Annotated in this window: 4 protein-coding genes; all 4 read right to left on the reverse strand. The window is 69.9% G+C overall.

Features of this window, described 5'->3' with window-relative positions:
- Window positions 1–56: 56 nt before the first annotated feature.
- Window positions 57–5,288, reverse strand: coding sequence for a type I polyketide synthase (locus tag BLV57_RS30895; RefSeq protein WP_218134905.1), 5,232 nt, complete (start codon window positions 5,286–5,288; stop codon window positions 57–59).
- Window positions 5,289–5,301: 13 nt separating this feature from the next.
- Window positions 5,302–22,107: a type I polyketide synthase gene (locus tag BLV57_RS30900; RefSeq protein ID WP_091294754.1), complete on the reverse strand. Its 16,806-nt coding sequence runs from the start codon at window positions 22,105–22,107 to the stop codon at window positions 5,302–5,304.
- 497 nt (window positions 22,108–22,604) lie between these two features.
- On the reverse strand, window positions 22,605–23,939 hold the full coding sequence (locus tag BLV57_RS30905; RefSeq protein ID WP_091294756.1) for a methylaspartate mutase: 1,335 nt from the start codon (window positions 23,937–23,939) through the stop codon (window positions 22,605–22,607).
- Window positions 23,936–24,466 (reverse strand): cobalamin B12-binding domain-containing protein, encoded by a 531-nt coding sequence (locus BLV57_RS30910; RefSeq protein ID WP_245757584.1) that lies wholly within the window; start codon window positions 24,464–24,466, stop codon window positions 23,936–23,938. The genes BLV57_RS30905 and BLV57_RS30910 overlap by 4 nt, the downstream gene beginning before the upstream one ends.
- Window positions 24,467–24,508 lie beyond the last annotated feature (42 nt).

Genomic DNA, 24,508 nt, shown 5'->3' on the forward strand with positions numbered 1-24,508 from the left:
GCCACGCCTGCGCGGGGTGGGCGCGGGGCGTGGCCTTCGGGGTGGGACATGGTGGGTTAGGCGAGTTCGGAGTCGAGGATGGCGAAGAGGTCGTCGGCGCTGGCTTCGGTTATGTCGGCCGCGGGTTCTTGGGGGGTGGGGAGGGACTCGGCCCACTTGGCGGCCAGGGCTTTGAGGCGGGCCGTGATTTGGGCGTGGTGTTCTTCGGAGGTGGGGGTGGTCGAGGCGAGGGCCGATTCGAGTTTGGCGAGGTCGGACTCGAGGGGGGTGGAGGCGGTGTCGTCGATGAGCTGGGTGGCGAGGTAGGAGGCGACCGAGGCGGCGTCGGGGTAGTCGAAGATCAGGGTGGCCGGGATGCGCTTGCCGGTCACCGTGCCGAGCCGGTTGCGGAGCTCGAGGGCCGTGAGGGAGTCGAAGCCCATGTCGAGGAAGCCGCGGTCGGTTTCGATGGCGTCGGGGTTGTCGTGGCCGAGCACCGCGGCGATGTGGCCGCGCAGGACGTCGAGGATCGCCTGGTCGCGTTCTTCGCCGGTGAGACCGGCCAGTTTCTGCTTCAAGGCCGAGCCGCCGGAAGCCGTGGCGGCCGCCGCGCGGGGTGGGGCTTTGACGAGGCCGCGGAAGGCGGTCGGGATCGGGTCGAGTGCGCGCAGGGCCTTGAGGTCGAGCTTGACCGGGACCAGCACGGGGCTGTCGATGCCGAGTGCGGTGTCGAGGAGCGCGAGGCCTTCGTCGGACGGGAGGCCCGCGACGCCCGAGCGGGCGACGTCGGCTTCGGCCAGGTGGTCGGTCATCTCGCTCTTCTGCTGCCACAGGCCCCAGGCGAGCGAGTGCGCCGGGAGGCCGCGGGAGCGGCGGTGGACAGCGAGCGCGTCGACGAAGGTGTTGGCGGCGCCGTAGTTCGCCTGGCCCGCGGTGCCGGTGACACCCGAGACCGAGGAGAACAGGACGAAGGCCGACAGGTCACCCGCGAGTTCGTGCAGGTGCCAGGCGGCGTCGGCCTTGGGCCGGATGACCTTCGACAGGCGGTCCGGGTTGAGCGAGGTGACGATGCCGTCGTCGAGCACGCCTGCCGTGTGCACGATCCCGTTGACCGGGTGCGCCTCCAGCAGCCCGGACACCGAGTCGCGGTCGGAGACGTCGCAGGCCGCGATCGTGACCGTGGCGCCGAGTTCCTCCAGCGAGGCCTTCAACTCGGCCGCGCCGGGGGCGTCCGCGCCGCGACGGCTGGTGAGCAGCAACGAGGTCACGCCGCTCGAAGCGAGGTGGCGGGCTACCAGCGCGCCGAGACCGCCGGTGCCACCGGTGACCAGGACCGTCCCGGTCCAGGGCGACTCGCCGGTCACCTCGGAGTCGGCGACCTTGGCCAGGCGCGGGACGTAGAACGCTCCCCCGCGCACCGCGATCTCGGGCTCGCCCGTGGCGAGCGCCTGCTCCACAGTGGACGGATCGTCGGTGTCGACGAGCACGAACCGGCCCGGGTTCTCTTCCTGTGCCGCGCGGACCAGGCCCCAGACCGGGGCCTGGGTCAGGTCGATCTCGGTGTCGCCGACGGGGACGGCGCCCTGGGTGACGAAGACCAGCTGGGCGGCCTGGTCTTCGGCGATCCAGTCCTGCACCTTGGCCAAGATCGTGTTCGTGTTGGCGTGCAAGAACTCCAGAACGTCCGAACCGGACTCCACCGTGAACACGACATGCTCGGGAGCCGAGCCCGCCACAGCGGCCAGTGGTGTCCATTCCAGACGGTAGAGCGACTCCGTGCGGCCGCCGCGCGAGAGCTGCTCGGGCGAGACCGCGCGGGACACGAGCGACTCCACACTCAGCACCGGCGCGCCGGAAGCGTCGGCCACCGCGAAGGACACACTGTCCTTTCCGGACGGTGACATCCGGACGCGCAGGCCCGAAGCCCCCGAGGCGTGCAGCGAGACACCACGCCAGGCGAACGGCAGCAGCGTGTCGCCGTCGCCCTCGGCCAGCAGGTCAGCGTGCATCGAGGCGTCGAGCAGGGCCGGGTGCAGGCCGAAACCGTCGGCGGACGTGCCGTCCGGCAGCGCGACCTCGGCGTAGACGTCCTCGCCGTGCTTCCAGGCCGCTTGCAGGCCCTGGAAAACCGGTCCGTATTCGTAGCCTCGGGTGATCAGGCGCTCGTAAGCGCCCTCGACCGGCAACGGGGTCGCGCCCGCGGGCGGCCACTCGCTGAGGTCGAAGGACGGCGCGGCGCCACCGGGCTTGAGCTGGCCTTCCGCGTGCCGGGTCCACGTGTCCCCGTCGCTGGAGTACACCGCGACCGAACGCTCGCCGTCGGAACCGGCCGAGCCGACCACGACCTGCACCGCGAGGCCGCCGTCTTCCGGCAGGACCAAGGGCGCCTCAAGGGTCAGCTCGTCGATGAACGGAGTACCCGCCTGCTCCCCCGCGCGGACCGCGAGTTCCACGAAAGCCGTGCCGGGCACCAGGATCGAGCCCATCACCGAGTGGTCCGCGAGCCACGGCTGCTTGTCGACGCCGAGTCGGCCGGTGAGCACCACGCCGTCGGAGTCCGGCGAAGCGACGACCGCGCTCAGCAGCGGGTGCTCGGCCGGGAGCAGGCCGATGCTCGAAGCGTCACCCGACGAGGCGGGCGCGCCAGCCCAGTACTTCTGGTGCTGGAAGGCGTAGGTCGGCAGCTTGACGCGGCGGGCCGCGCGGCCGTCGAAGAACTTGACCCAGTCGATGCGGGTGCCGCGGGCGTGCGCGAGGCCGAGCGCGGAGATCAGCTCCTGCTCCTCGCCGCGGTCGCGGCGCAGCACGGCGGCGAACGCGGCGTCGCCGGTCACCGACTCCTCGCCGATCGCGGTCAGCGCCGCGTCGGGGCCGAGCTCCAGGAACGTGGTGACCCGCTTGGACTCCAGCTTGCGGACGGCGTCGGAGAACCGGACCGCCTCGCGGACGTGGGTGACCCAGTATTCGGGCGAGCCGAGGTCCTTGGCGACGTCGCCGGTGACCGTCGAGATGATCGGGATCTTCGGTGAGCCGTAGGTGAGGCTCGACGCGATCGCGCGGAACCCGGCGAGCATCGGCTCCATCAGCGGCGAGTGGAACGCGTGCGACACCTTGAGCTGCTTGGTCTTGCGGCCTTCGGCCTTGAAGTGGTCGGCGATGGCCAGCGCGAACTTCTCCTCGCCGGACACGACGACGGAGTTCGGCGCGTTGACCGCGGCGATGCTCACCGTCTCGGTCAGGTGCGGCTTGACCTCTTCCTCGGACGCCTGGATCGCCACCATCGCCCCACCGGCGGGCAGCGACTGCATCAAGCGGCCCCGGTAGGCGACCAGCTTGGCCGCGTCCGGCAGCGAGAGCACGCCGGAGACGTGCGCGGCGGACAGCTCGCCGATCGAGTGTCCTGCCAGGTACTCCGGCCGGACGCCCCACGACTCCAGCAGGCGGAACAACGCGACCTCGATCGCGAACAGGCCGCTCTGGGTGAACTGCGTCTGCGCGAGCAGATCGGCGTCGTCGCCCCAGATGACCGGGCGCAACGGCTGCTCGAGGTGCTTGTCGAGTTCGGCGATCGCCTCGTCGAAGGCGGCGGCGAACACCGGGAACGCCGCGTGCAGCTCGCGGCCCATGCCGAGGCGCTGGGCGCCCTGGCCGGTGAACAGGAACGCGGTCAGCCCGCCCTTGGCGACACCTTGCGGAATGCCAGTGCCATCACCGGCAGCCAGCGAGCGCACTCCGGCAAGCAGTTCTTCGCGCGTGGAGCCGACGACCGTGGCGCGACGCTCCAAAGAGGACCGAGTGGTGGCCAGCGAGAAACCGATGTCCACCAACGAAAGATCGCCGACGGAAGCGGCCAGCTTCGCGGCCTGGCCACGCAGGGCTTCGGGACTCTTGGCCGAGAGCACCCACGGCACCACGTCCGACTTGACCGTGGGCGAGGGACGCGGCGGTTCCTCGTAGGCCGGGGCTTCTTCGATGATGACGTGTGCGTTGGTCCCGCTGATGCCGAACGACGAGATGCCGGCCCGCTTCGGGCGGCCACGATCCGGCCAGGGTATGGCCTCGGTCAGCAGCTTGACGTTGCCCGCCGACCAGTCGACCTGCGGGGTCGGCTCGTCGACGTGCAGGGTCTTCGGCAGGATCCCCCGCCGCATGGCCTCGACCATCTTGATGATGCCGGAAACACCGGCCGCCGCCTGGGTGTGGCCCAGGTTCGACTTGACCGAGCCGAGCCACAACGGCTCGTCGTCCGGGCGATTACGGCCGTAGGTGGCCAACAGCGCCTGCGCCTCGATCGGATCGCCGAGCCGGGTGCCCGTGCCGTGCGCTTCGATGGCGTCCACATCGGACGGTTGCAGGCCGCCCTCTTTCAAGGCGGCTTTGATGACGCGCTGCTGCGAAGGACCGTTCGGCGTGGTGATGCCGGACGACGCGCCGTCCTGGTTGATCGCCGAGGCACGTACGATCGCTAGGACGTTGTGCCCCTTGGCACGCGCGTCGGAGAGCTTTTCGATCAGCAGCAGGCCGGAGCCCTCGCCCCAGCCGGTGCCGTCCGCCGCGGCCGCGAAGGACTTGCAGCGGCCGTCGACGGACAGCCCGCGCTGCTTGGAGAAATACAGGAACGTGTCCGGCGTGCACATGACAGTGACGCCCCCGACGAGCGCCATCGGCACCTCGCCGGCACGAATCGCCTGGATCGCCCAGTGCAGCGCGATCAGGGAGGACGAGCACGCGGTGTCGACGCTGACCGACGGCCCTTCCAGGCCCAGCGTGAACGACACCCGCCCGGTCACGAGGGAGCCGCCCGCCGCGGCTCCTTCGTAGTCGTGATACATCACGCCGGCGAAGACACCGACGCGCTCACCCTCCAGCGAACGCGGATCGATCCCCGCGTCCTCAAAGGTCTCCCATGCCGTTTCCAGCAGAATGCGTTGCTGCGGGTCCATTTCCGCGGCCTCGCGGGGCGAGATGCCGAACAGGTCGGGGTCGAACTCCCCCGCCTCGTGCAGGAACGCGCCGTCGATCGAGATCGTCTTGCCCTCTTTGCCCGGCTCCGGGTCGTAGAGGCCCTGGGTGTCCCAGCCGCGGTCGACCGGGAACTGGGTGATCCCGTCCCGGCCTGCCGCGATCATCTCCCACAGCTGCTCGGCGCTGGTGATGCCGCCGGGGAACCTGCAGCCCATACCGACGATCGCGATCGGCTCGTGATCCGCCGGACCGGCTTCGGCGAGCTGTTTGTTCGCCTCTTTGAGCCGCTCGTTCTCGGCCATGGTCTTGCGGAGCGCTGCGACGATCTGCTCGACGTCTGCCACGTTCTAACCCTTCTCACTCGCCCGCGAGGGCGGCCTTCACGAGGTCGTCGATGCCCATGTCCGCGATCGCGGCGCCCGGGTCTTGCTTGCCGTTGGCGAGTTCCATCAAGGATTCGAGCAGGCCGGATTCCTTGAGCTTGGCCACCGGGATGGCGGCGAGCGTCTGGCGGATGCTCGCCTCCTCGGGGTCGGGCGCGGCCTGCACCGGCACCGCGGAGATGCCGGGGGTCAGCTCCTCCAGGAGGAACTTCGCCAGGACCGCGGGCTTCGGGTAGTCGAACATCAACGTCGCCGGAAGCCGCAGCTTCGTCGCCGTCTGAAGCTTGTTACGCAGCTCGATCGCGGCCAGCGAGTCGAGACCCAGCTCCGTGAAGCCCTTCGACGTGTCGATGTTCTCCGGCTCGTCGTGCCGGACCGCCGCGACATGCGTGCGGACCAGGTCGAGCACGGCCCGTTCCCGCTCGGCGGCCGCCAGCACCGCGAGGCGCTGGACCAAGGTCCCACCGGCCGGGATGACGACCGGTGCGGCGACCGGGGCCGGAGCCGCGGTGACCGGGATCGGCGCGCTGGCGGCGATCCCCGGGCTCAGCTCCTCGAGCAGGAACTTCGCCAGGCTGACCGGCTTCGGGTAGTCGAACATCAACGTCGCCGGAAGCCGCAGCTTCGTCGCCGCCTGAAGCTTGTTACGGAGTTCGATAGCGGCCAGCGAGTCCAGGCCGAGTTCCGTGAAGCCCTTGGACGTGTCGATGTTCTCGGGCTCGTCGTGGCGGACCGCCGCGACGTGCGTGCGAACCAGGTCCACGACCGCGCGTTCCCGTTCGTCCTCGCTGAGCCCGGCGAGCCGCTGGACCAGCGACCCACCTGCCGGGAGCGTGACAGCCGGAGCCGGGGCCGCCGCCACGGGCACCGGAGTGCTCGCCGCGATGCCCGGGGTCAGCTCCTCCAGGAGGAACTTGGCCAGGCTGACCGGCTTCGGGTAGTCGAACATCAGCGTCGCCGGGAGCCGGAGACCCGTGGCCGTCTGGAGCCGGTTGCGCAGCTCGATGGCGGCCAGTGAGTCGAGACCCAGCTCGGTGAAGCCCTTCGAGGTGTCGATGTTGTCTGGTTCGTCGTGCCGGACGGCCGCGACGTGCGTGCGGACCAGGTCGACGATGGCGCGTTCGCGTTCCTCGTCGCCGAGCGCCGCGAGCCGCTGTTCGAGCGAGCCCGCCGGGGCCGCGGCCGGAGCCGCCGCCTGCTGCGGGGCGGCCGTGGAGACCCGCTTGACCGTCGACTTCGCGACGGTGCGGAACAACGCGGACACCTCGTCGACGACCTCGGCGAGCGCCGCGGTGTCGAGCCGGATCGGGACCAGCACCGCGTCGGCGAGGCTGACCGCCTCGTCGAAGAGCACCAGGCCCTCGGCCGACGAGAGCGCTGGGACACCGTTGCGGGCCAAGCGGGCCAGCACCGCCGGGGTGAGCTTGTCGACCATGCCGCCCGCCGACGACCACAGGTTCCAGACCAGCGAGCTGGCCGGGAGCCCGGCCGCCTTGCGGTGCTGGGCGAGGCCGTCGAGGAACGCGTTGGCCGCCGCGTAGTTGCCCTGGCCGGCGCTGTCCGTGAGCCCGGCCGTCGAGGAGAACAGCACGAACGCCTTGAGGTCCTTGGTCAGCTCGTGCAGGTTCCACGCCGCGTCCACCTTGGGGCGCAACACCTTCTCGACCTGTTCGGGGGTCATCTTGGAGATCACCGAGTCGTCGAGCACACCTGCCGCGTGGATCACGGCGTCGATCGGGTGTTCGGCGACCAGCTTGGCCACCTGGTCGCGGTCGGCCACGTCCGCCGCGGCCACCGTCACGTCCACGCCGAGCGCGGCGAGTTCGTCACGAAGCTCCTTCGCGCCGGGCGCGTCGAGCCCGCGACGGCTGGTGAGCAGGAGCTTCCGCGCGCCGTGCACGGTCACCAGGTGCTTGGCGAGCAGCGCGCCGAGGCCGCTGGTGCCGCCGGTGATGAGGATCGTGCCGTTGGCGGTCCATGGCGGGCCGGACTCGGCCTCGGTCGCGGACACGTTGCCCAGACGCGGGATCTTCATCTCGGAACCCTTGGCCGAGACCACGATCCGCACGGCCGACTCCGGCTCGTCCTGCGCCGCCACCGCGGGCAGCGAACGGGCCGAGCTTTCGGCGGCGTCGTAGTCGACCAGCAGGAACCGGTCGGGGTTCTCCGCCTGCGCGGCCCGCACCAGGCCCCAGACCGGGGACTGCGCGATGTCCACATCGGACCCGTCGATCGAGACGGCGCCCTCGGTGAGCACGATCAGCCTGGAGTCGGACAGCTTCGGCTCGGCCAGGAAGTCCTGGATCAGCTTCAGCGTGCCGAGCACATTGGACCGCACCGCGGCCGGAACATCGCCTCCTGCTTGAGGAACTGGGTAGACGACCACCGGCGGAACTGCATCGGCCTTGACGAGCGCCGCGAAGTCCACATAGGACACCGCGCCGTCACCGAGCCCGGCGGGCACGTCACCGATGACCGCCCAGCCGTCGGAGCTGGTCTGCATCAGCGCGCCGCCGAGCGGGAGCTGGCTCCAGCCCACGCGGTACATCGACTCGCGCTCGCGGCTGCCGGTCGAGGCCGCCGCTGCCGCCGCGACCCGGTCGGGCGTGACCGCGCGGACGACCAGCGATTCGACCTGCAGGACCGGGTTTCCGCTGGTGTCGAACAGTTCCATCTTCACTGCGTCGGAGCCCACATTGGAGTCGGAGCTGACCCAGTTGATGCGGCAGCGCAGCTTCGCCTTGCCACCGTCGTAGAGCCCGACGCCGGACCAGGAGAACGGCAGCTGCGAGGCGCCGATGTCCTGCGGCTTGCGGCCACCGAGGAAGTCGGTCGCCGACAGGGCGGCGTCCAGCATCGACGGGTGCACGCGGAACTGCGCGGCATGGTCGCGGGCGTCGTCCGGCAGCGCGACTTCGGCGTAGATCTCTTTGCCCTTGGCCCAGATCGCGCGCAGGCCGCGGAACATCGGGCCGTAGTGGTAGCCCTGGCTGGTCAGGTACTCGTAGACGTCGCTGATGTCGACGACCTCGGAGCCTGCGGGCGGCCATTCGCCGAGGTTGGCGACCGCGGGCTTGCCGGTGCGCAGCAGGTTGCCGGACACGTGGCGAGTCCACTGGACGTGCGAGGGCGCGTCCTCGAACCGCGAGTAGATGGCGATCTCGCGGCGGTCCGTCTCGTCGAGCGGGCCAACGGTGACCTGGATCTGCACGCCGCCGACCTGCGGCAACGGCATGAGAGCCTCGATGATCAGCTCTTCGACGACCTCGCAGCCGACCTCTTCGGCGGCACGCAGGGCCAGCTCGACGTAACCCGTACCCGGCAGGAGGACCGTGCCGAGCACGTCGTGGTCGGCGATCCAGGAGTGCGTCTCGATCGACAACCGGCCCGTCAAGGTCACGCTGTCGCCCTCCGGCGAAGCCACGACCGCCGACAGCAGCGGGTGCTGCGCGGACTGCAGGCCGAGGCTGCCGATGTCGCCGCCGGCCTCCGGCTGGATGTCCAGCCAGAAGGTGCGCTTCTCGAAGACGTACGTCGGCAGTTCGATGCGGCGGGCGTTGCTGCCCTTGAAGAACTGCTGCCAGTCGGGGGTGATCCCGGCCGCGTGCAGCTTCGCCACCGCGGTCAGCAGCGTCTCGACTTCATCGCGGCCCTTGCGCAGGGTCGGCACAGAGAGCAGCTCGCTGGTCTCCAGCGCACCCTGGGCCATCGCGGTGAGCACGCCGTCGGGACCCAGCTCGACGAACCGGGTGACGCCCTGGGCTTCCAGGGTGGCGATGCCCTCGGCGAAGCGGACCGCTTCGCGCACGTGACCGACCCAGTAGTCCGCGGACGCCAGGTGCTCGTCCTTGGCCGCGGCGCCGGTCACGTTGGAGACGATGCTGATCTTCGGGGTGCCGTAGGTGAGGCTCTCCGCGACCGTACGGAACTCGGCGAGCATCGGCTCCATCAGCGGCGAGTGGAAGGCGTGCGACACCTTGAGCCGGGTGACCTTGCGGCCTTCGGCCTTGAAGTGCTCGCCGATCGCGACCGCCGCGGCCTCGTCACCGGACACGACCACCGAGGTCGGGCCGTTGATGGCGGCGATGCTGACGCCGTCGATGAGGTGCGGGGTGACCTGGTCTTCCGTCGCCTGGATGGCGACCATCGCGCCACCCGTGGGCAGGGCCTGCATCAGACGGCCACGCGCGGCGACCAGCTTGGCGGCGTCCGCCAGGTTCAGCACACCCGCCACGTGCGCGGCGGCGAGTTCACCGATGGAGTGGCCGACCAGGACGTCCGGCCGGATGCCCCAGGACTCCAGGGTCCGGAACAGCGCGACCTCGATCGCGAAGAGGCTGGTCTGGGTGTACGCGGTCTGGCTCAGCAGGTCCGCGTCGTCGCCCCACATGACCTCCTTCAGCGGTCGGTCGAGGTGCTTGTCCAGCTCCGCGACCACCGCGTCCAGCGCTTCCGCGAAGACCGGGATAAAGCCTGCTAAATCCCGCCCCATGCCGAGACGCTGCGCGCCCTGTCCGGTGAAGAGGAAGGCGGTGAGGCCCGCGCTGTCGGCCGCGCCTCGGATCGCGAGCGCGTCGAGGCCGCTCAGCGCGGCTTCCCTGTCCCCGGCCAGCACAACCGCGCGGTGTTCCAGCGCTGCGCGGGACGTGGCCAGTGAGAAGGCGACATCGGTGAGGTCGGCTTCGGTGCTCTCGATGAACGCCCTGAGCGCCGTGGCCTGCTCCGGCAGCTGCTTGGCCGTCTTGGCCGAGACCACCAGCGGGACGATCGGCGTCGGGGCGACCACCTCGGGCCGCTCCGGCTCGCTGAACGCCGGAGCCTGCTCCAGGATGATGTGCGCGTTCGTGCCGGAGAGGCCGAACGACGACACCGCGCCGCGACGCGGGTGGCCGTTCTCCTTCCACTCACGGGCTTCCGTGAGCAGCTTGACCGCGCCGGCGGTCCAGTCGACGTTCGGCGACGGCTGGTCGACGTGCAGTGTCTTCGGCATCATCCCGTGACGGATGGCCATGATCATCTTGATCACGCCCGAGACACCGGCCGCGGCCTGCGCGTGGCCGATGTTCGACTTGATCGAACCGAGCCACAGTGGACGGTCCTCGGGGCGGCCTTGTCCATACGTGGCAAGGAGAGCCTGCGCCTCGATCGGGTCGCCGAGCCGGGTGCCGGTGCCGTGGCCTTCGACCATGTCGACGTCCGCATAGGACAGTCCGGCCTGGGCGAGCGCCCGCTGGATGACCCGCTGCTGCGAGGGCCCGTTCGGGGCGGTGAGCCCGTTGGACGCGCCGTCCTGGTTGATCGCGGACGAGCGGATCACCGCGAGCACCGGATGCCCGTTGGCCTGCGCGTCGGACAGCCGCTCGATGAGCAGCAGGCCGACACCTTCGGACCAGCCGGTGCCGTCGGCGGCGCCGGCGAACGCCTTACAGCGGCCGTCGGCGGCGAGGCCGCGCTGCTGCGAGAAGTCGACGAAGATCTCCGGGGTCGGCATGACCGTCACACCACCGGCGAGCGCCATTCCGACCTCGCCGGACCGCAGCGCCTGGACCGCCATGTGCAGTGCCACCAGGGAACTCGAGCACGCAGTGTCCACAGTGACCGCCGGGCCTTCGAGGCCGAGGCTGTACGCGACGCGGCCGGACGCGATGCTGCCCGCGCTGCCGTTGCCGAGGTAGGCCTGCAGATCCTCGGGGACCTGGCCGGGACGGCTGCCGTAGTCGTGGTACATGACGCCCGCGTAGACGCCGGTCTGGCTGCCCCGCATGGTCGTCGGGTCGATGCCCGCGCGCTCGAACGCCTCCCACGCGGACTGCAGCAGCAGGCGCTGCTGCGGGTCCATGGCGAGCGCCTCACGCGGCATGATGCCGAAGAACTCGGGGTCGAATTCCGTGGCGTCGTGCAGGAAGCAGCCTTCGATGGCGTAGGTCTTGCCCGGTGTGCCGGGCTCGGGGTCGTAGATCGCCTGCGCGTCCCAGCCACGACCGGCCGGGAACGGGGTGACCGCGTCGCGGCCCTCGGCGACCAGGTTCCAGAGGTCCTCGGCCGACTGGACGCCGCCGGGGAACCGGCAGCTGATGCCGACGATCGCGATCGGCTCGTCGTCGGAGACCGCCGCGGTCGTGATGGTCTTCGGGATCGAAGCCTGGGCGCCGCCGAGCTTTTCCTTGACGAACTCGGCGACGATCTTGGACGTCGGGTAGTCGAAGACGAGCGTGGCCGGGAGCTTGAGCCCGGTCGCGCCGTTGAGGGCGTTGCGGAGTTCGACGGCCGCGAGCGAGTCGAAGCCGAGTTCCTTGAACGCCTTGTCCGGCGCGACGGCCTCGGCGCCGGAGTGCCCGAGCACCGCGGAGACGTGCGTGCGGACCAGGTCGAGCAGCACCTTGTCGGCCTCCGCTTCGGACAGCCCGGCGAGGCGCTGCGCGAGTGCGTTGGTATTACCGGATCCGGCCTGCGCGGCCGCGCGGCGAGTGGTCCCACCGCGCACGAGTCCGCGCAGCAGGGCCGGGATCTCGTCGGTGCGGGCCTTGAGCGCCGCGCCGTCGACACGGATGGGGACGAGGCAGGCCTCGTCGGCAGCGAGCGCCGCGTCGAAGAGCGCGAGGCCTTCGTCGACGGTCAGCGCGGGCAGGCCGAGGCGGTTCATGCGGTCCAAATCGGACGCCTGGATGTCGCCGAGGCCGGTGTTGACCGCCCACATGCCGAACGCGAGCGCCGACGCCGGAAGCCCGGCGGCCTGGCGGTTCGCGGCCAGCGCGTCGAGGAAGACGTTCGCCGCGGCGTAGTTGGCCTGGCCGGACGGCAGCACCAGGCCGCCGGCGGAGGAGAACAACACGAACGCGGTGAGCGGCAGGTCCTTGGTCAGCTCGTGCAGGTACCAAGCGGCGTCGACCTTCGGGAGCAGGACGCTGTCGACGCGCTCGGGGGTGAGCGTGCCGATCAGGCCGTTGTCCGCGACCCCGGCCGCGTGCACGACGCCGCGCAGGTCTTCGATTCCACTGAGGACGGTCGAAAGCGCGGCCTTGTCGGTGACGTCCGCGGCTACGACGTCGACGCTGGCGCCGAGTTCGGTCAGCTCGTCCTTGAGGCCCTGAGCCGCTGGGGCTTCGAGGCCGCGACGGCTGGTGAGCACGAGGTTCTGGACGCCCTGGGTGGTGACCAGGTGCCTGGCGACGATCGCGCCGAGACCGCTGGTGCCACCGGTGATCAGGACCGTGCCTTCACTGCTCCACGGCTCCTCGTCCACAGTGGATGGGGAGACCTTGGTCAGGCGTGGCACCAGCATCTCGCCGTCACGCAAGGCGAGTTCGGGCTCGCCACTGGTGGCGGCAGCAGCGAGAGCCTGGTGGGACGCGGCCGAGTCGTCGGCGTCGACCAGCACGAAGCGGTCCGGGTTCTCCGCCTGCGCGGCCCGCACCAGGCCCCACACCGGAGCCTGGCTGAGGTCGGACGCGGTGCCGTCGACGGCGACCGCGCCGTGCGTGACGATGACGAGCTTCGAGTTGGCGAACCGGTCGTCGGCCAGCCACTTCTGCACGACGTCGAGGACGCTGCGGGTCACCGAGCGGGCGCCGGTGGGCAGATCGCCCGCCGCCGAAGCCGTCGAGAACAGCACCAGCGCGGGCACTTCGGCCGACGCGTCGACTACCTCGTTGAGCGAGACCAGGTCAGGGAAGCCGCTGGACGCGGGCTTGGCGACCGGGTTCCAGACGATCCGGTAGAGCGACTGGTCACCACTGCGAGCCGTGTCCAGCTGCTCGGCCGAGACCGGGCGGGACACGAGCGACTCGACCGTCGCGACCGGCTGGCCGGACGAGTCGGCCACGAAGATGCTCGACACCTCGTCGCCGCGCACGCGTCGCAAGTGGACACGCAGGCTGGACGCGCCCGCCGCGTGGAGCGAGATTCCGTTCCACACGAAGGGAAGCAGTGTCTCCTCGGAGGTGAGGCCGCCCTGCGCGTCGAAGAGGTCGGCGTGCATCGCGGAGTCGAGCAGCGCCGGGTGCAGGCCGAAGCGGGCGGCCTCGGCCCAGGAGCCCTCGGGCAGGACGACCTCGGCGAAGACGTCCTCGCCGCGACGCCAGGCCGCCTTCAGGTTCTGGAAGACCGGGCCGTAGCCGTAACCGCGGCCGACCAAGCGTGCGTACGGGTCTTCGAGCAGGACCGGAGTGGCGCCACGCGGCGGCCATTCGGTGAGGTCGAAGCCGGGCGCGTCCGCGTTCGGGGAAACCGAACCCGTGGCATGCCTGGTCCAGGAACCCTCGCTGTTCTCGGCGCGGGTGTAGAACGCGATCGGGCGGGTGCCGGACGCGTCGGCCGCACCCACGACGACCTGCAGGGCCAAGGCCGTGCCAGGAGGCAGGATCAGCGGGGCTTCGAGGGCGATCTCGTCGACCTTGCCGCAGCCGACCTGGTCGGCCGCGCGGATGGCGAGTTCGACGAAACCGGTGCCCGGGAGCAGAAGATTGCCGAGGACGTCGTGGTCGGCGATCCAGGCCTGGGTGCCGATGGAGACGCGCCCGGTGAGCACGACTCCCCCGTCCTCGGGCGAGACGACCGCCGCCGACAGCAGCGGGTGGTCGACGGTCTCGAGACCGGCCGAAGTGACGTCGCCCGAACCCGCGGCGGCGTCGAGCCAGTAGCGCCTGCGCTGGAAGGCGTAGGTGGGCAGCTCGACGAAACCGTTGCCAGCGCCGAAGAACTTGGTCCAGTCGACCTCGATGCCCCGGGCGTAGGCCTTGCCCAGCGCGGACAGGAGTTCGCGGTCCTCGTCGCGGTCGCGGCGCAGTACCGGGATGAAGCCCGCGTTCTCGGCGCTGTCCTGGCCCATCGCGGTGAGGACCGCGTCGGGGCCGAGTTCGACGAACGTGGTGACGTTGCGGCCCGCCAGGTACTTGACGCCGTCGGCGAAGCGGACCGCGTTCCGGACGTGGGTGACCCAGTACTCGGCATTGGTGACATCGCCGAGTTCGCCGGTGACGTTGGAGACGACCGGAATCTTGGGAGCGTTGTAGGTCAGGCTGGACGCGATCTCGCGGAACTCGTCGAGCATCGGGTCCATCAGCGCCGAGTGGAACGCGTGGCTGACCTTGAGGCGCGTGGTCTTGCGACCGTCGGCCTCGAAGCGGGCCTTCAGCTCGAGCGCGACGCCCTCGTCACCGGAGATGACGACCGAGCGCGGGCCGTTGATGGCCGCGATGCCGATCGCGTCGGTGAGGAACGGCGTGACCTCGTCTTCGGTGGCCTGCAAGGCGACCATCGCACCGCCGGTCGGCAGCGCGCCCATGAGACGGCCGCGGGCCGCGACCAGCTTGGCCGCGTCCTCAAGGGACAGAACACCCGCGACATGCGCGGCGGCCAGCTCACCGATCGAGTGCCCGGCGACGAAGTCGGGCTTGACGCCCCACGACTCGACGAGGCGGTAAAGCGCGACCTCGATCGCGAACAGGCTGGTCTGCGTGTACGCGGTCTGGCTCAGCAGATCCGCGTCCTCACCCCACATGACCTCCTTGAGCGGCCGGTCCAGGTGCTTGTCCAGCTCCGCGACAACAGCATCCAAGGCCTCCGAGAACGGGATAAAGCCCGCTTTATCCCGCGGAGTAAAGCCTGCTAAATCCCGGCCCATGCCGAGGCGCTGGGCACCCTGGCCGGTGAAGAGGAACGCGAGCTTGCCGTCGCGGACCGAGTCGACGATGCCGCCCGTGCCGTCGGCGATGGCTTCGAGACCGCGAAGAAGCTCGTCGCGGTCCGCGCCGACGACGACCGCGCGGTGGTCGAGCGACGCACGTGTGGTGGCCAGCGAGCGGCCGATGGCGGTGACGTCGCCAGAATCCTCCACAAAAGACTTCAGCCGGGAAGCCTGGCCCTGCAAGGCCTGGGCGGTCTTACCCGAGATCACCCACGGCACCAAGCCCGCGTTCGGCTCGGGGTTCGCCGGAGCCGGAGCGTCCGGGGCCTGTTCGATGATCACGTGCGCGTTGGTCCCGCTGATGCCGAACGAGGAGACACCCGCGCGGCGCGCGTGCCCGTTGTCCGGCCAGTCGACCGCCTCGGTGAGCAGCTCGACCGCGCCCGCTTCCCAGTCCACATTGGGCGAAGGGGCGTCGACGTGCAGCGTCTTCGGCAGCACGCCGTGTTCCATGGCCTTGACCATCTTGATGATGCCCGCGACACCGGCGGCGGCCTGGGTGTGGCCGAGGTTCGACTTGATCGAGCCCAGCAGCAGCGGGGTTCCGCTGGCCGGGCGTTCCTGACCGTAGGTGTTGATCAGGGCCTGCGCCTCGATCGGGTCGCCGAGCGTGGTGCCGGTGCCGTGCGCCTCGACCGTGTCGATGTCGGCGGCCGAAAGTCCCGCGCTGGCCAGGGCCTTCTCGATGACGCGCTGCTGCGACGGGCCGTTCGGGGCGGTGAGGCCGTTGGACGCGCCGTCCTGGTTGACCGCCGAACCCCGCACCACCGCGAGGATCTTGCGGCCGTTCTTCTTCGCGTCGGAGAGACGCTCCAGCACGAGCATGCCGGAACCCTCACCCCAGCCGGTGCCGTCGGCGGCCGCGGCGAACGACTTGCAGCGGCCGTCCGAGGCGAGGCCACCCTGGCGGTTCATGTCGATGAAGGTGTCCGGAGTGGACATAACGGTGACACCACCGGCGAGTGCCAGACCGCATTCTCCTTGCCGCAGCGCCTGAATCGCCCAGTGCAGCGCGACGAGACTCGACGAGCAGGCGGTGTCGACGGTGACCGCCGGACCTTCCAGCCCGAGCACATAGGACACTCGGCCGGACACCACGCTGGCGAGCGAGCCGTTGCCGAGATAGCCCGCGATCTCCTCGGAGACCTCGCCGAGGCGGGTGCCCCAGTCGTGGTACATGACACCGGCGAAGACACCGGTGTTGCTGCCGCGCATCGACTGCGGGTCGATACCGGCCCGCTCGAAGGCCTCCCACGAGGTTTCCAGCAGCAGGCGCTGCTGCGGGTCCATCGCCTGGGCCTCACGCGGGCTGATGCCCCAGAACTCAGGGTCGAATTCCGCGGCGTCGTACAGGAAACCGCCCTCGCGGGTGCTGGACTTGCCGCCCTTGCCCGGCTCGGGGTCGTACAGGGACTCGACGTCCCAGCCACGGTCGTTCGGGAACAGGTTGACGCCGTCGGCGCCCGCCGCGACCAGGTCCCACAGCTGCTCGGGCGAGGTGATGTCACCCGGGTAGCGGCAGGCCATGCCGACGATCGCGATGGGTTCGTCGGTGACGACGGCGACCTTCGGCTTCTTGGACTTGGGCGCCGATTCCACTGTGGACACCTTGGAGCCGATGTGCTTGGCCAAGGCGCGCGGGGTCGGGTAGTCGAAGATCAGGGTGGCGGTGAGCCGGAGACCGGTCGCCGAGTTGAGGCGGTTGCGCAGTTCGACGGCGGCGAGCGAGTCGAAGCCGATGTCGGTGAACGCGCGGTTGGCGTCGATCGCGTCGGCGCTGTCGTGGCCGAGCGTCCCGGCGACCTGCGCGGTGACCAGCTCGAGGATCGCGCCCTCGCGGTCCGCATCGGACAGTCCGGAAAGCTGCGCGGCCAACGAAACCTCGACAGACACCGGTCCGCTGCCCGCGGAGGCTGCGGCACGGCGGACCGGTGTCCTGACGAGCCCGCGGAGCAGTGCGGGCAAGTCCTTGCGCGCGGCCAACGCCTTCGCGTCGACGCGCACCGGCACCACGTTGGCCTCTTCGCCGGTCAGCGCGCGGTCGAAGAGTGCCAGGCTTTCGGCCGGGTACAGCGGGTCGAGCCCGAGACGGCGGATGCGCCCGATCGCGGCCTCGTCGAGGTCCGCGCCCATTCCGGCGTCACCGGCCCACAGACCCCACGCGAGCGCGGTGCCCGGCAGTCCCGCCGCACGGCGGTGCCGCACGAGCGCGTCCATGAAGACGTTGGCCGCCGCGTAGTTGCCCTGTCCGGCTCCGTCGAGGATGCCGGCGGTCGAGGAGTAGAGCGCGAAGACCTCCAGCGCCCGGTCCTTGGTGAGTTCGTGCAGGTGCCAGGCGGCGTCGACCTTGGGCCGCAGCACGTGGTCGACGCGTTCTTCGGTCAGCGAGCCGACCAGGCAGTCGGCCAGCGTGCCCGCGGTGTGGACCACGCCGGTGAGCGGGTGGTCGGCCGGGACCGAGGCCAGCAGCCCGGTGAGCGCGGCGCGGTCGGCCACGTCGCACGCGGCGATCGTGACCTCGGCGCCCAGCTCGCCGAGCTCGGCCTTCAACTCCGTGGCACCGGGTGCATCGGCGCCGCGGCGACTGGTGAGCAGGAGGTGGGTGACCCCGTGCTCGGTGACGAGATGACGGGCCAGCAGCGCGCCGAGCCCGCCGGTGCCGCCCGTGACGAGCACGGTACCGGCACCCGCCCACGGCTGACCGGCATCCGGGGTGGGGATGGCCGTCAGGCGCGGGACGAACAGTTCTCCGTTACGCAGCGCCAATTCCGGCTCACCGGTGGCGAGTGCGGCGCTGTACGGGCCGGGGCCGTCGACCAGCACGAAGCGGTCCGGGTTCTCGGCCTGCGCGGCGCGGACGAGGCCCCACACGGGAGCCTGGGTCAGCTCGGCGGGCGTGCCATCTGTCGACACACCGCCGTCGGTGGCGACGACGAGCTTCGAGTTGGCGAAGCGGTCATCGGACAGCCAGGTCTGGAGAAGGCCGACGACCTTGTTGACAACCGTGCGGACCGCTGCCGGGGTGTCGCCCTCGGCGGGCTCGACCTTGGCGAGGACGTACTCGGGGACGTCGTCACCGAGTGCCTCGAACGGGGTCGGCTCCTCGGTCGGCTCGCCGAGGGCGAGCGGGGTCCACTGGACCTGGTAGAGCGAGTCCTTGTTCCCGGCCTGGGCGGCGGCGAGCTGCTCGGCCGAGACCTCGCGGAGCAGGAAGCGCTCGATCGTCGCGACGGGCGCGCCTGTGGCGTCGGCGATGTGCAGCGACACCGCGTCCTTGCCGGTGTGCTCGATACGGACACGCAGCGAGGCCGCGCCGACCGAGTGCAACGCGACGCCGTTCCACGCGAACGGGAGCCGGGTCTCGTCGGAAACCGGCTCGGGGGAAGCGAAATCGGTCGCGTGCAGCACCGCGTCGAGCAGTGCCGGGTGCAGGCCGAAGTTGGCCGCGTCGTTCTTGACCGACTCTGGCAGCGCGACCTCGGCGTAGACGACGCCGTCGGCCTTCCATGCGGCCTTGAGACCCTGGAAGGTCGCGCCGTAGCCGTAGCCCTGGTTGGTGATGTCGGCGTAGAGAGTCGAGATGTCGATCTTTTCGCCGCCGGCGGGCGGCCACTCGGCGAGACCGAACGTCGGCGCGGGGGCGCCACTGGTGAGCACACCGCTGGCGTGACGCACCCAAGGCGCGTCGAGCGGGGCGTCCTCGCCGCGCGAGTAGAAGTCGACGCTGCGGCGGTTGGTCGAGTCGGCGTCCCCGACGACGACCTGCAGTGCCAGTCCCCCGTTGTCCGGCAGGACCATCGGGGCTTCGAGGGTCAGCTCCTCGAGGAGGTCGCAGCCGACGTGGTCACCGGCGCGGACGGCGAGTTCGACGTACGCGGTGCCCGGCAGCAGCGGGACGCCGGAGATGACGTGGTCGCCGAGCCACGGCTGGGCGCGCAGCGAGACGCGGCCGGTGAGCACGACGCCGTCGTTGCCCGCGAGCCCGACGACCGCGCCGAGCAGCGGGTGCTGCGCGGCCAGCAGGCCCAGGCTCGACGCGTCGCCGCCGGATTCCGGCTTCTCCAGCCAGAAACGCTTGCGCTGGAAAGCATAGGTGGGCAGCGTTATCTTGCGGCCGCCGTGGTTCTTGAGGAACGCGGCCCAGTCGACCTTGACGCCGTTGGCGTGGACCTGGGCGAGCGCACCGAGGAGTTCGGGGTTCTCCTCGCGGTTGCGGCGCAGGGTCGCGACGAACTTGATGGCGCTGTCGCTGACGCATTCCTGGCCCATCGCGGCGAGCACGGCGTCCGGGCCGAGCTCGACGAACGTGGTGGTGCCCTGTTCTTCGAGCCAGGCGATGCCGTCGCGGAAGCGGACGGCGCCGCGCACGTGCTGGACCCAGTAATCCGGCGAGCAGAGCTCTTCGGCGGTGGCGAGGCGTCCGGTCACATTGGACACGACCGGGATCTTCGGGGCGTTGTACTTGAGGATCCGCGCGACCTTGTGGAACTCGGCGAGCATCGGCTCCATCAGCGGCGAGTGGAACGCGTGGCTGACCCGCAGCTGCTTGGTCTTGCGGCCGTCCGCCTGGAAGCGGCCGGTGATCTCCATGACCGTGTGGTGGTCACCGGAGATGACAACCGAGTTCGGGCCGTTGATCGCGGCGATGCTGACCTTGTCCTCGTGGCCGTTGAGCCACGGGAGGACCTCTTCCTCCGACGCCTGCAGCGCGACCATCGCACCGCCGGTCGGCAGTTCCTGCATGAGCCGTCCGCGCGCGGCGACCAGCGTCGCGGCGTCGTCGAGGCTGAGCACACCCGCGACGTGCGCGGCGGCCAGCTCGCCGATCGAGTGCCCGGCGAGGTAGTCCGGCTTGACGCCCCAGGATTCGAGCAGGCGGTAGAGCGCGACCTCGATCGCGAACAGCGCCGACTGCGCGTACATGGTCTGGTTGATCAGCTCGCCCTCTGGCAGGTCCTCTTCGGCGAAGACGACGTCCCACAGGGAAACTTCGAGCTGGAGGTCGAGGTAGCCGACGGCGTTCTCGAAGGCCTTGGCGAAGACCGGGTACTTGTCGATGAGCTCCTTGCCCATCGCCAGACGCTGCGAGCCCTGGCCGGTGAACAAGAACGCGGTGCGCCCGCCGATCGCGGCGCCGACGTGCACGCCGGGCGCCTTCTTCTGGCCATCGGCGACGGCACGCAGGCCCTTGACAAAGTCCTCTGTGGACTCGGCGAGGATGACCGCGCGGTTGGTCAGCGTCGCACGGGTGTGCGTGAGCGAGTACGCGTAGTCGGCGATAGTGGCGCGCGGGTTTTCGTCCACAAAGGACACGAGACGTTCGGCCTGCGCGCGCAGCGCCTGCTCGGTCTTGCCGGAGACGACCAGCGGGGTGAGCACCGCGGGCGCCTCGGTGTGCTCGGCCTCTTCGACCGCGGGCGGCTCTTCGAGGATCGCGTGCGCGTTGGTGCCGCTGATGCCGAACGACGAGATGCCCGCGCGACGCGGACGGCCGTTGGGCTCCCAGGCGACCGGCTCGGTGAGCAGCTTGACGTCACCGGCCGACCAGTCGACGTTCGGCGTCGGCGCGTCGATGTTCAGCGACTTCGGCATCCGGCCGTGCTTCATCGCCATGATCATCTTGATCATGCTGGCGACACCGCCCGCGGCCTGGGTGTGGCCGAGGTTGGGCTTGCTCGAACCGAGCCAGAGGGGGTGTCCCTCGGAGCGGCCCTTGCCGTAGGTGGCGAGGATGGCCTGCGCCTCGATCGGGTCACCGAGCTTGGTGCCGGTGCCGTGCGCGTCGACCACGTCGACGTCGTCGGAGGTGTACCCGGCGACCGCGAGCGCCTGGCGGATCAGGCGCTGCTGCGAGGTGCCACTGGGCGCGGTGAGACCGTTGGACGCGCCGTCCTGGTTGACCGCGGTGGAGCGCACGATGGCGAGCACGTTGTGCCCGTTGGCGACGGCGTCCGAGAGCCGCTCGACAACGAGAAGGCCGATGCCCTCGGAGAACCCGGTGCCATCGGCCGCGGCCGCGAAGGCCTTGACATGCCCGTCGGGCGCTAGGCCGCGCTGACGGCTGAAGCTGGTGAAGATGCCGGGGCTGCCCATGACGCAGACGCCACCGACGAGCGCGAGCTGCGTCTCGCCACGGCGCAGCGCCTGGCTCGCGAGGTGGAGACTCACGATCGCGCCGGAGCACGCGGTGTCGACGGTGACCGCGGGGCCCTCGAAGCCGAAGACGTACGCGACGCGGCCGGAGGTGACGCTGGGGGCGGTACCGGTCATCAGGTACGCGTCAAGGCCCTCAGGGGCTTCGTGAACCCTTACCCCGTACTCGTGGACTTCGGCGCCGACGTAGACGGAGGCCTGAGTGCCCTTGAGAGTCGTCGGGTCGATGCCGGCGTGTTCCAAGGCTTCCCAAGCAGCTTCGAGCGTCACGCGCTGCTGGGGGTCCATGGCGACGGCTTCCTTCGGGCTGATGCCGAAGAAGTCCGCGTCGAAGTCGGGAGCGTCGGGCAGGAAGCCACCCTTGGTGACATAGCTCTTGCCCGGTTCCTCCGGGTTCTCGTCGAACATCGTGTCGAGCGCCCAGCCGCGGTTGTCCGGGAACTCGCCCAGCACCTCGCGGCCCTCGTCGACCAGCCGCCACAGGTCGTCGGCGTTGAGCACCCCGCCGGGGAACTTGCACGAGATGCCGACAATGGCGATCGGCTCGTCGTCCGCGTACGAGGCGATCTGCTGCGTGGCGACGGCATCCTCTGGCGCGAGCCCCAGCACCTCGGTCCGCACGTAGGCGGCGAGCGCGGCCGCGGTCGTGTAGTCGAAGACGACGGTCGGCGGCAACGCCAGCCCGGTGGCGGTGTTGAGCCGCTGGTGCAGGTCGACCAGCGCGAGCGAGTCCAGCCCGATGTCCCGGAACGCGCGCTCGGCGTCGACGATGGTCTTGCTGTCCGGCCGGATCTTCCGCAGGGCATCGGTGGCCTGCTTGACCACCAGCTCGGTCAGCAACCGGAGCTGCTCCGAGGTCGGCAGCGCCTCCAAACGGCGTACCAACGCCTGCTTGTCCGGCTGTTCTACGGTGTCAGAAACCACGTTGCCGGGCTCGCTCATCTACGCACTCCACGCTAGAAACCGTTCTTGCGGACAGGAATCAGCCTTCGCCAGTAACGGCACCGTACGGCCGAAAAAGAACCCAGCCACACCCCTACCGCCCCCTAAGCGACCACCCAAAAACCAGGGCGGACCAGCGGGGCGAACAGCGGGCGCCGGATCATGCTTCCTGTACGTACAAACGTCTAGCGACTCTGGGGCTTACGGGGGTCGTGAGTGCCGCGGCCGGTTCTAACCGGCCGTGCCACTCACGACCCCGGATGCGCAAGCCAAGCGGGGTCGTGCGCGTTGCGGGCGGTTCTAACCGCCCGCAACGCGCACGACCCCATGGACTACCGCCTGGAGAAGCCAGACCGGGCGAAGCCGGTCAGCGGGACGTCCCGCCTCCTTTCCGTGATCTCCAGCGTTGACGAAGCCAAAGTCAGCCAAGACAAAGCAGCCAAGACAAAACCCAGCCGGGCCACCCCGAGCAGCCCGGCGCGAAACCGAAATCCGGGCTAGCCGCCCACGCGGTCCGCCCAGAGCTCCCCGGGCGCCCACGAGGCGCAGTCGAATTCGCCGCGCACGTACTGCAGGTCGCGCAGGAGGTCGGTGGAGGTGGCCTTCTTGGAGATCCGGCGTGACACCAGCTTCCCGAGTGGCAGCGAGCCGATCTCCGACCACCGGAGCCAGCCGCGCTCGTCGATGTAGCTGCGGGTGCGGCCCATGTTGTCCGGGTGCACGCAGTACGGGATGTCCATGTAGCCGTACTTGAACGCGAGGAGCAGCGCGTGGCCGACGTCGGCGTCCAAGTTCAGCACCGCGTCGACGATGGCCTTGGCCTCGAGGTAGGTCTCGGTGTCCTCGCCGTAATAGCCGACCGCGGGTGATTTGGTGCGGGCGGCGACGCCGCTCGCGTATTCGAGTGCCTCGACGTTTTCGGCGACCACGGGAATGCGCTTCGACTCGGCTTTCGTTTTCACGATGATGCGCTCGGCGCCGCACGTTACCCCGAGTTCAGCTGCTTGTCCCAATAGACGGTAGGCACCGTCCTCCGTTGTCGGATATACTCCCATGTAGGCATAAATCACCACATGGACATTTTCGGTGGGGACCAGCTCGTGGCAAAGCCGGCGCAAGGCGAAAACACCTTCGATGTCCTGCACCATGTTGGTCTGCTGCGCGTAGCTCACGGAAATGGACCGCAGACCATGCTGATAAAAGAACATCGCCTCGAGCACGGCCATCGCGATGAGCTGGCTCGGTGGGCACAGCTGGCCCATCATGCAGCCGCCGAACGACTCCAGATGCGGCTCCACGCCGATCTCGCGTAGCTGCGCGAACAGGTCGCTGCACTCCTCCCAGTTGCGCATCGAGTCGGCCAGCGGGGTGCGCCCGTACGGCAGGCAGTACGACACCGGACCGCCCTCGGTCGCGTTCAAGCGCAGCGCCATCATCGCCGAGAAGATGTCGCGCGGGGTCGCCGATCCGTGCCGGATCTGCACCGGGAAATCCTGGCCCCACGTGCCGGCGAGCACGTGCCGCGTGACCTTGCGGGGATGGTTGACGATCGGGTAGCCGTTGAGCCCGATCCCTTCACGGAGCGCCGTGTCGGCGGCCTTGAGGTTGCCGACCCGGGTGTAGCTGTCGAGCGTGATGGTGCCCACCGTGGTGGCGTTGGCCGCCTTGGTGGCCATGAGTCCGGCGCGCATCTCTTCCGGGGCGCTGATGCCCATGCGCGGCTGGACGACGAGGCCGCCGGAGGCGGCCCCGCCCATCTTGCGGACGAAGGCTCCGAAATCGACCGGCGTCTCCGCCAGTTCGGAGCCCTCGTCCGGGACGACCGTGATCATGCAACCCTCCGCAGCGGGGTGACGGTGGCGGTGCGGCGAGCCGTGCGTGCCGGGATCGACGCGACGAACGCCTTGAACTCCTCGACACCGCGGACACCGTCTTCGAACACGTCGTCGAAGCCGGCTTCGAGCAGCTCGTCGAGGAAGCTCGTGTCACCGCCCGCGGCGATGCCCAGCTTGCCACCGATGACCATCGGGGTGTCGCCCAGCGCCTCGCGGAGCTGGCCGACCACGCGCATGCCGTCCTGGTAGCCGTGGCCGTTGACACTGGAGATGACGACCATCGCCGGGTCGATGTCGCGGCATTCCGAAACCATCAGCTCGTCCGGCACGCACGGACCCAGGTTCACGACCTCATAGCCGAGCTCCTCGATCAGCAACTGCAGGTAAACCAGGTTCCAGGTGTGCGAATCCGACGCGACACTGGTCACCACGACGGTTTCCTTCTCTGCGACCTGCGGGGCGTCGAATGGGCTGCAGCCCGGCAGGTAGGTCACCGTCGAGTTCTTGTTCAGCATGCTGGTCATGGTGTGCTCCGAATACTCTCACTCAGGCGGGATAAGCTCGAC

The sequence above is a fragment of the Amycolatopsis xylanica genome, from assembly GCF_900107045.1.
Taxonomy (GTDB): Bacteria; Actinomycetota; Actinomycetes; order Mycobacteriales; family Pseudonocardiaceae; genus Amycolatopsis; species Amycolatopsis xylanica.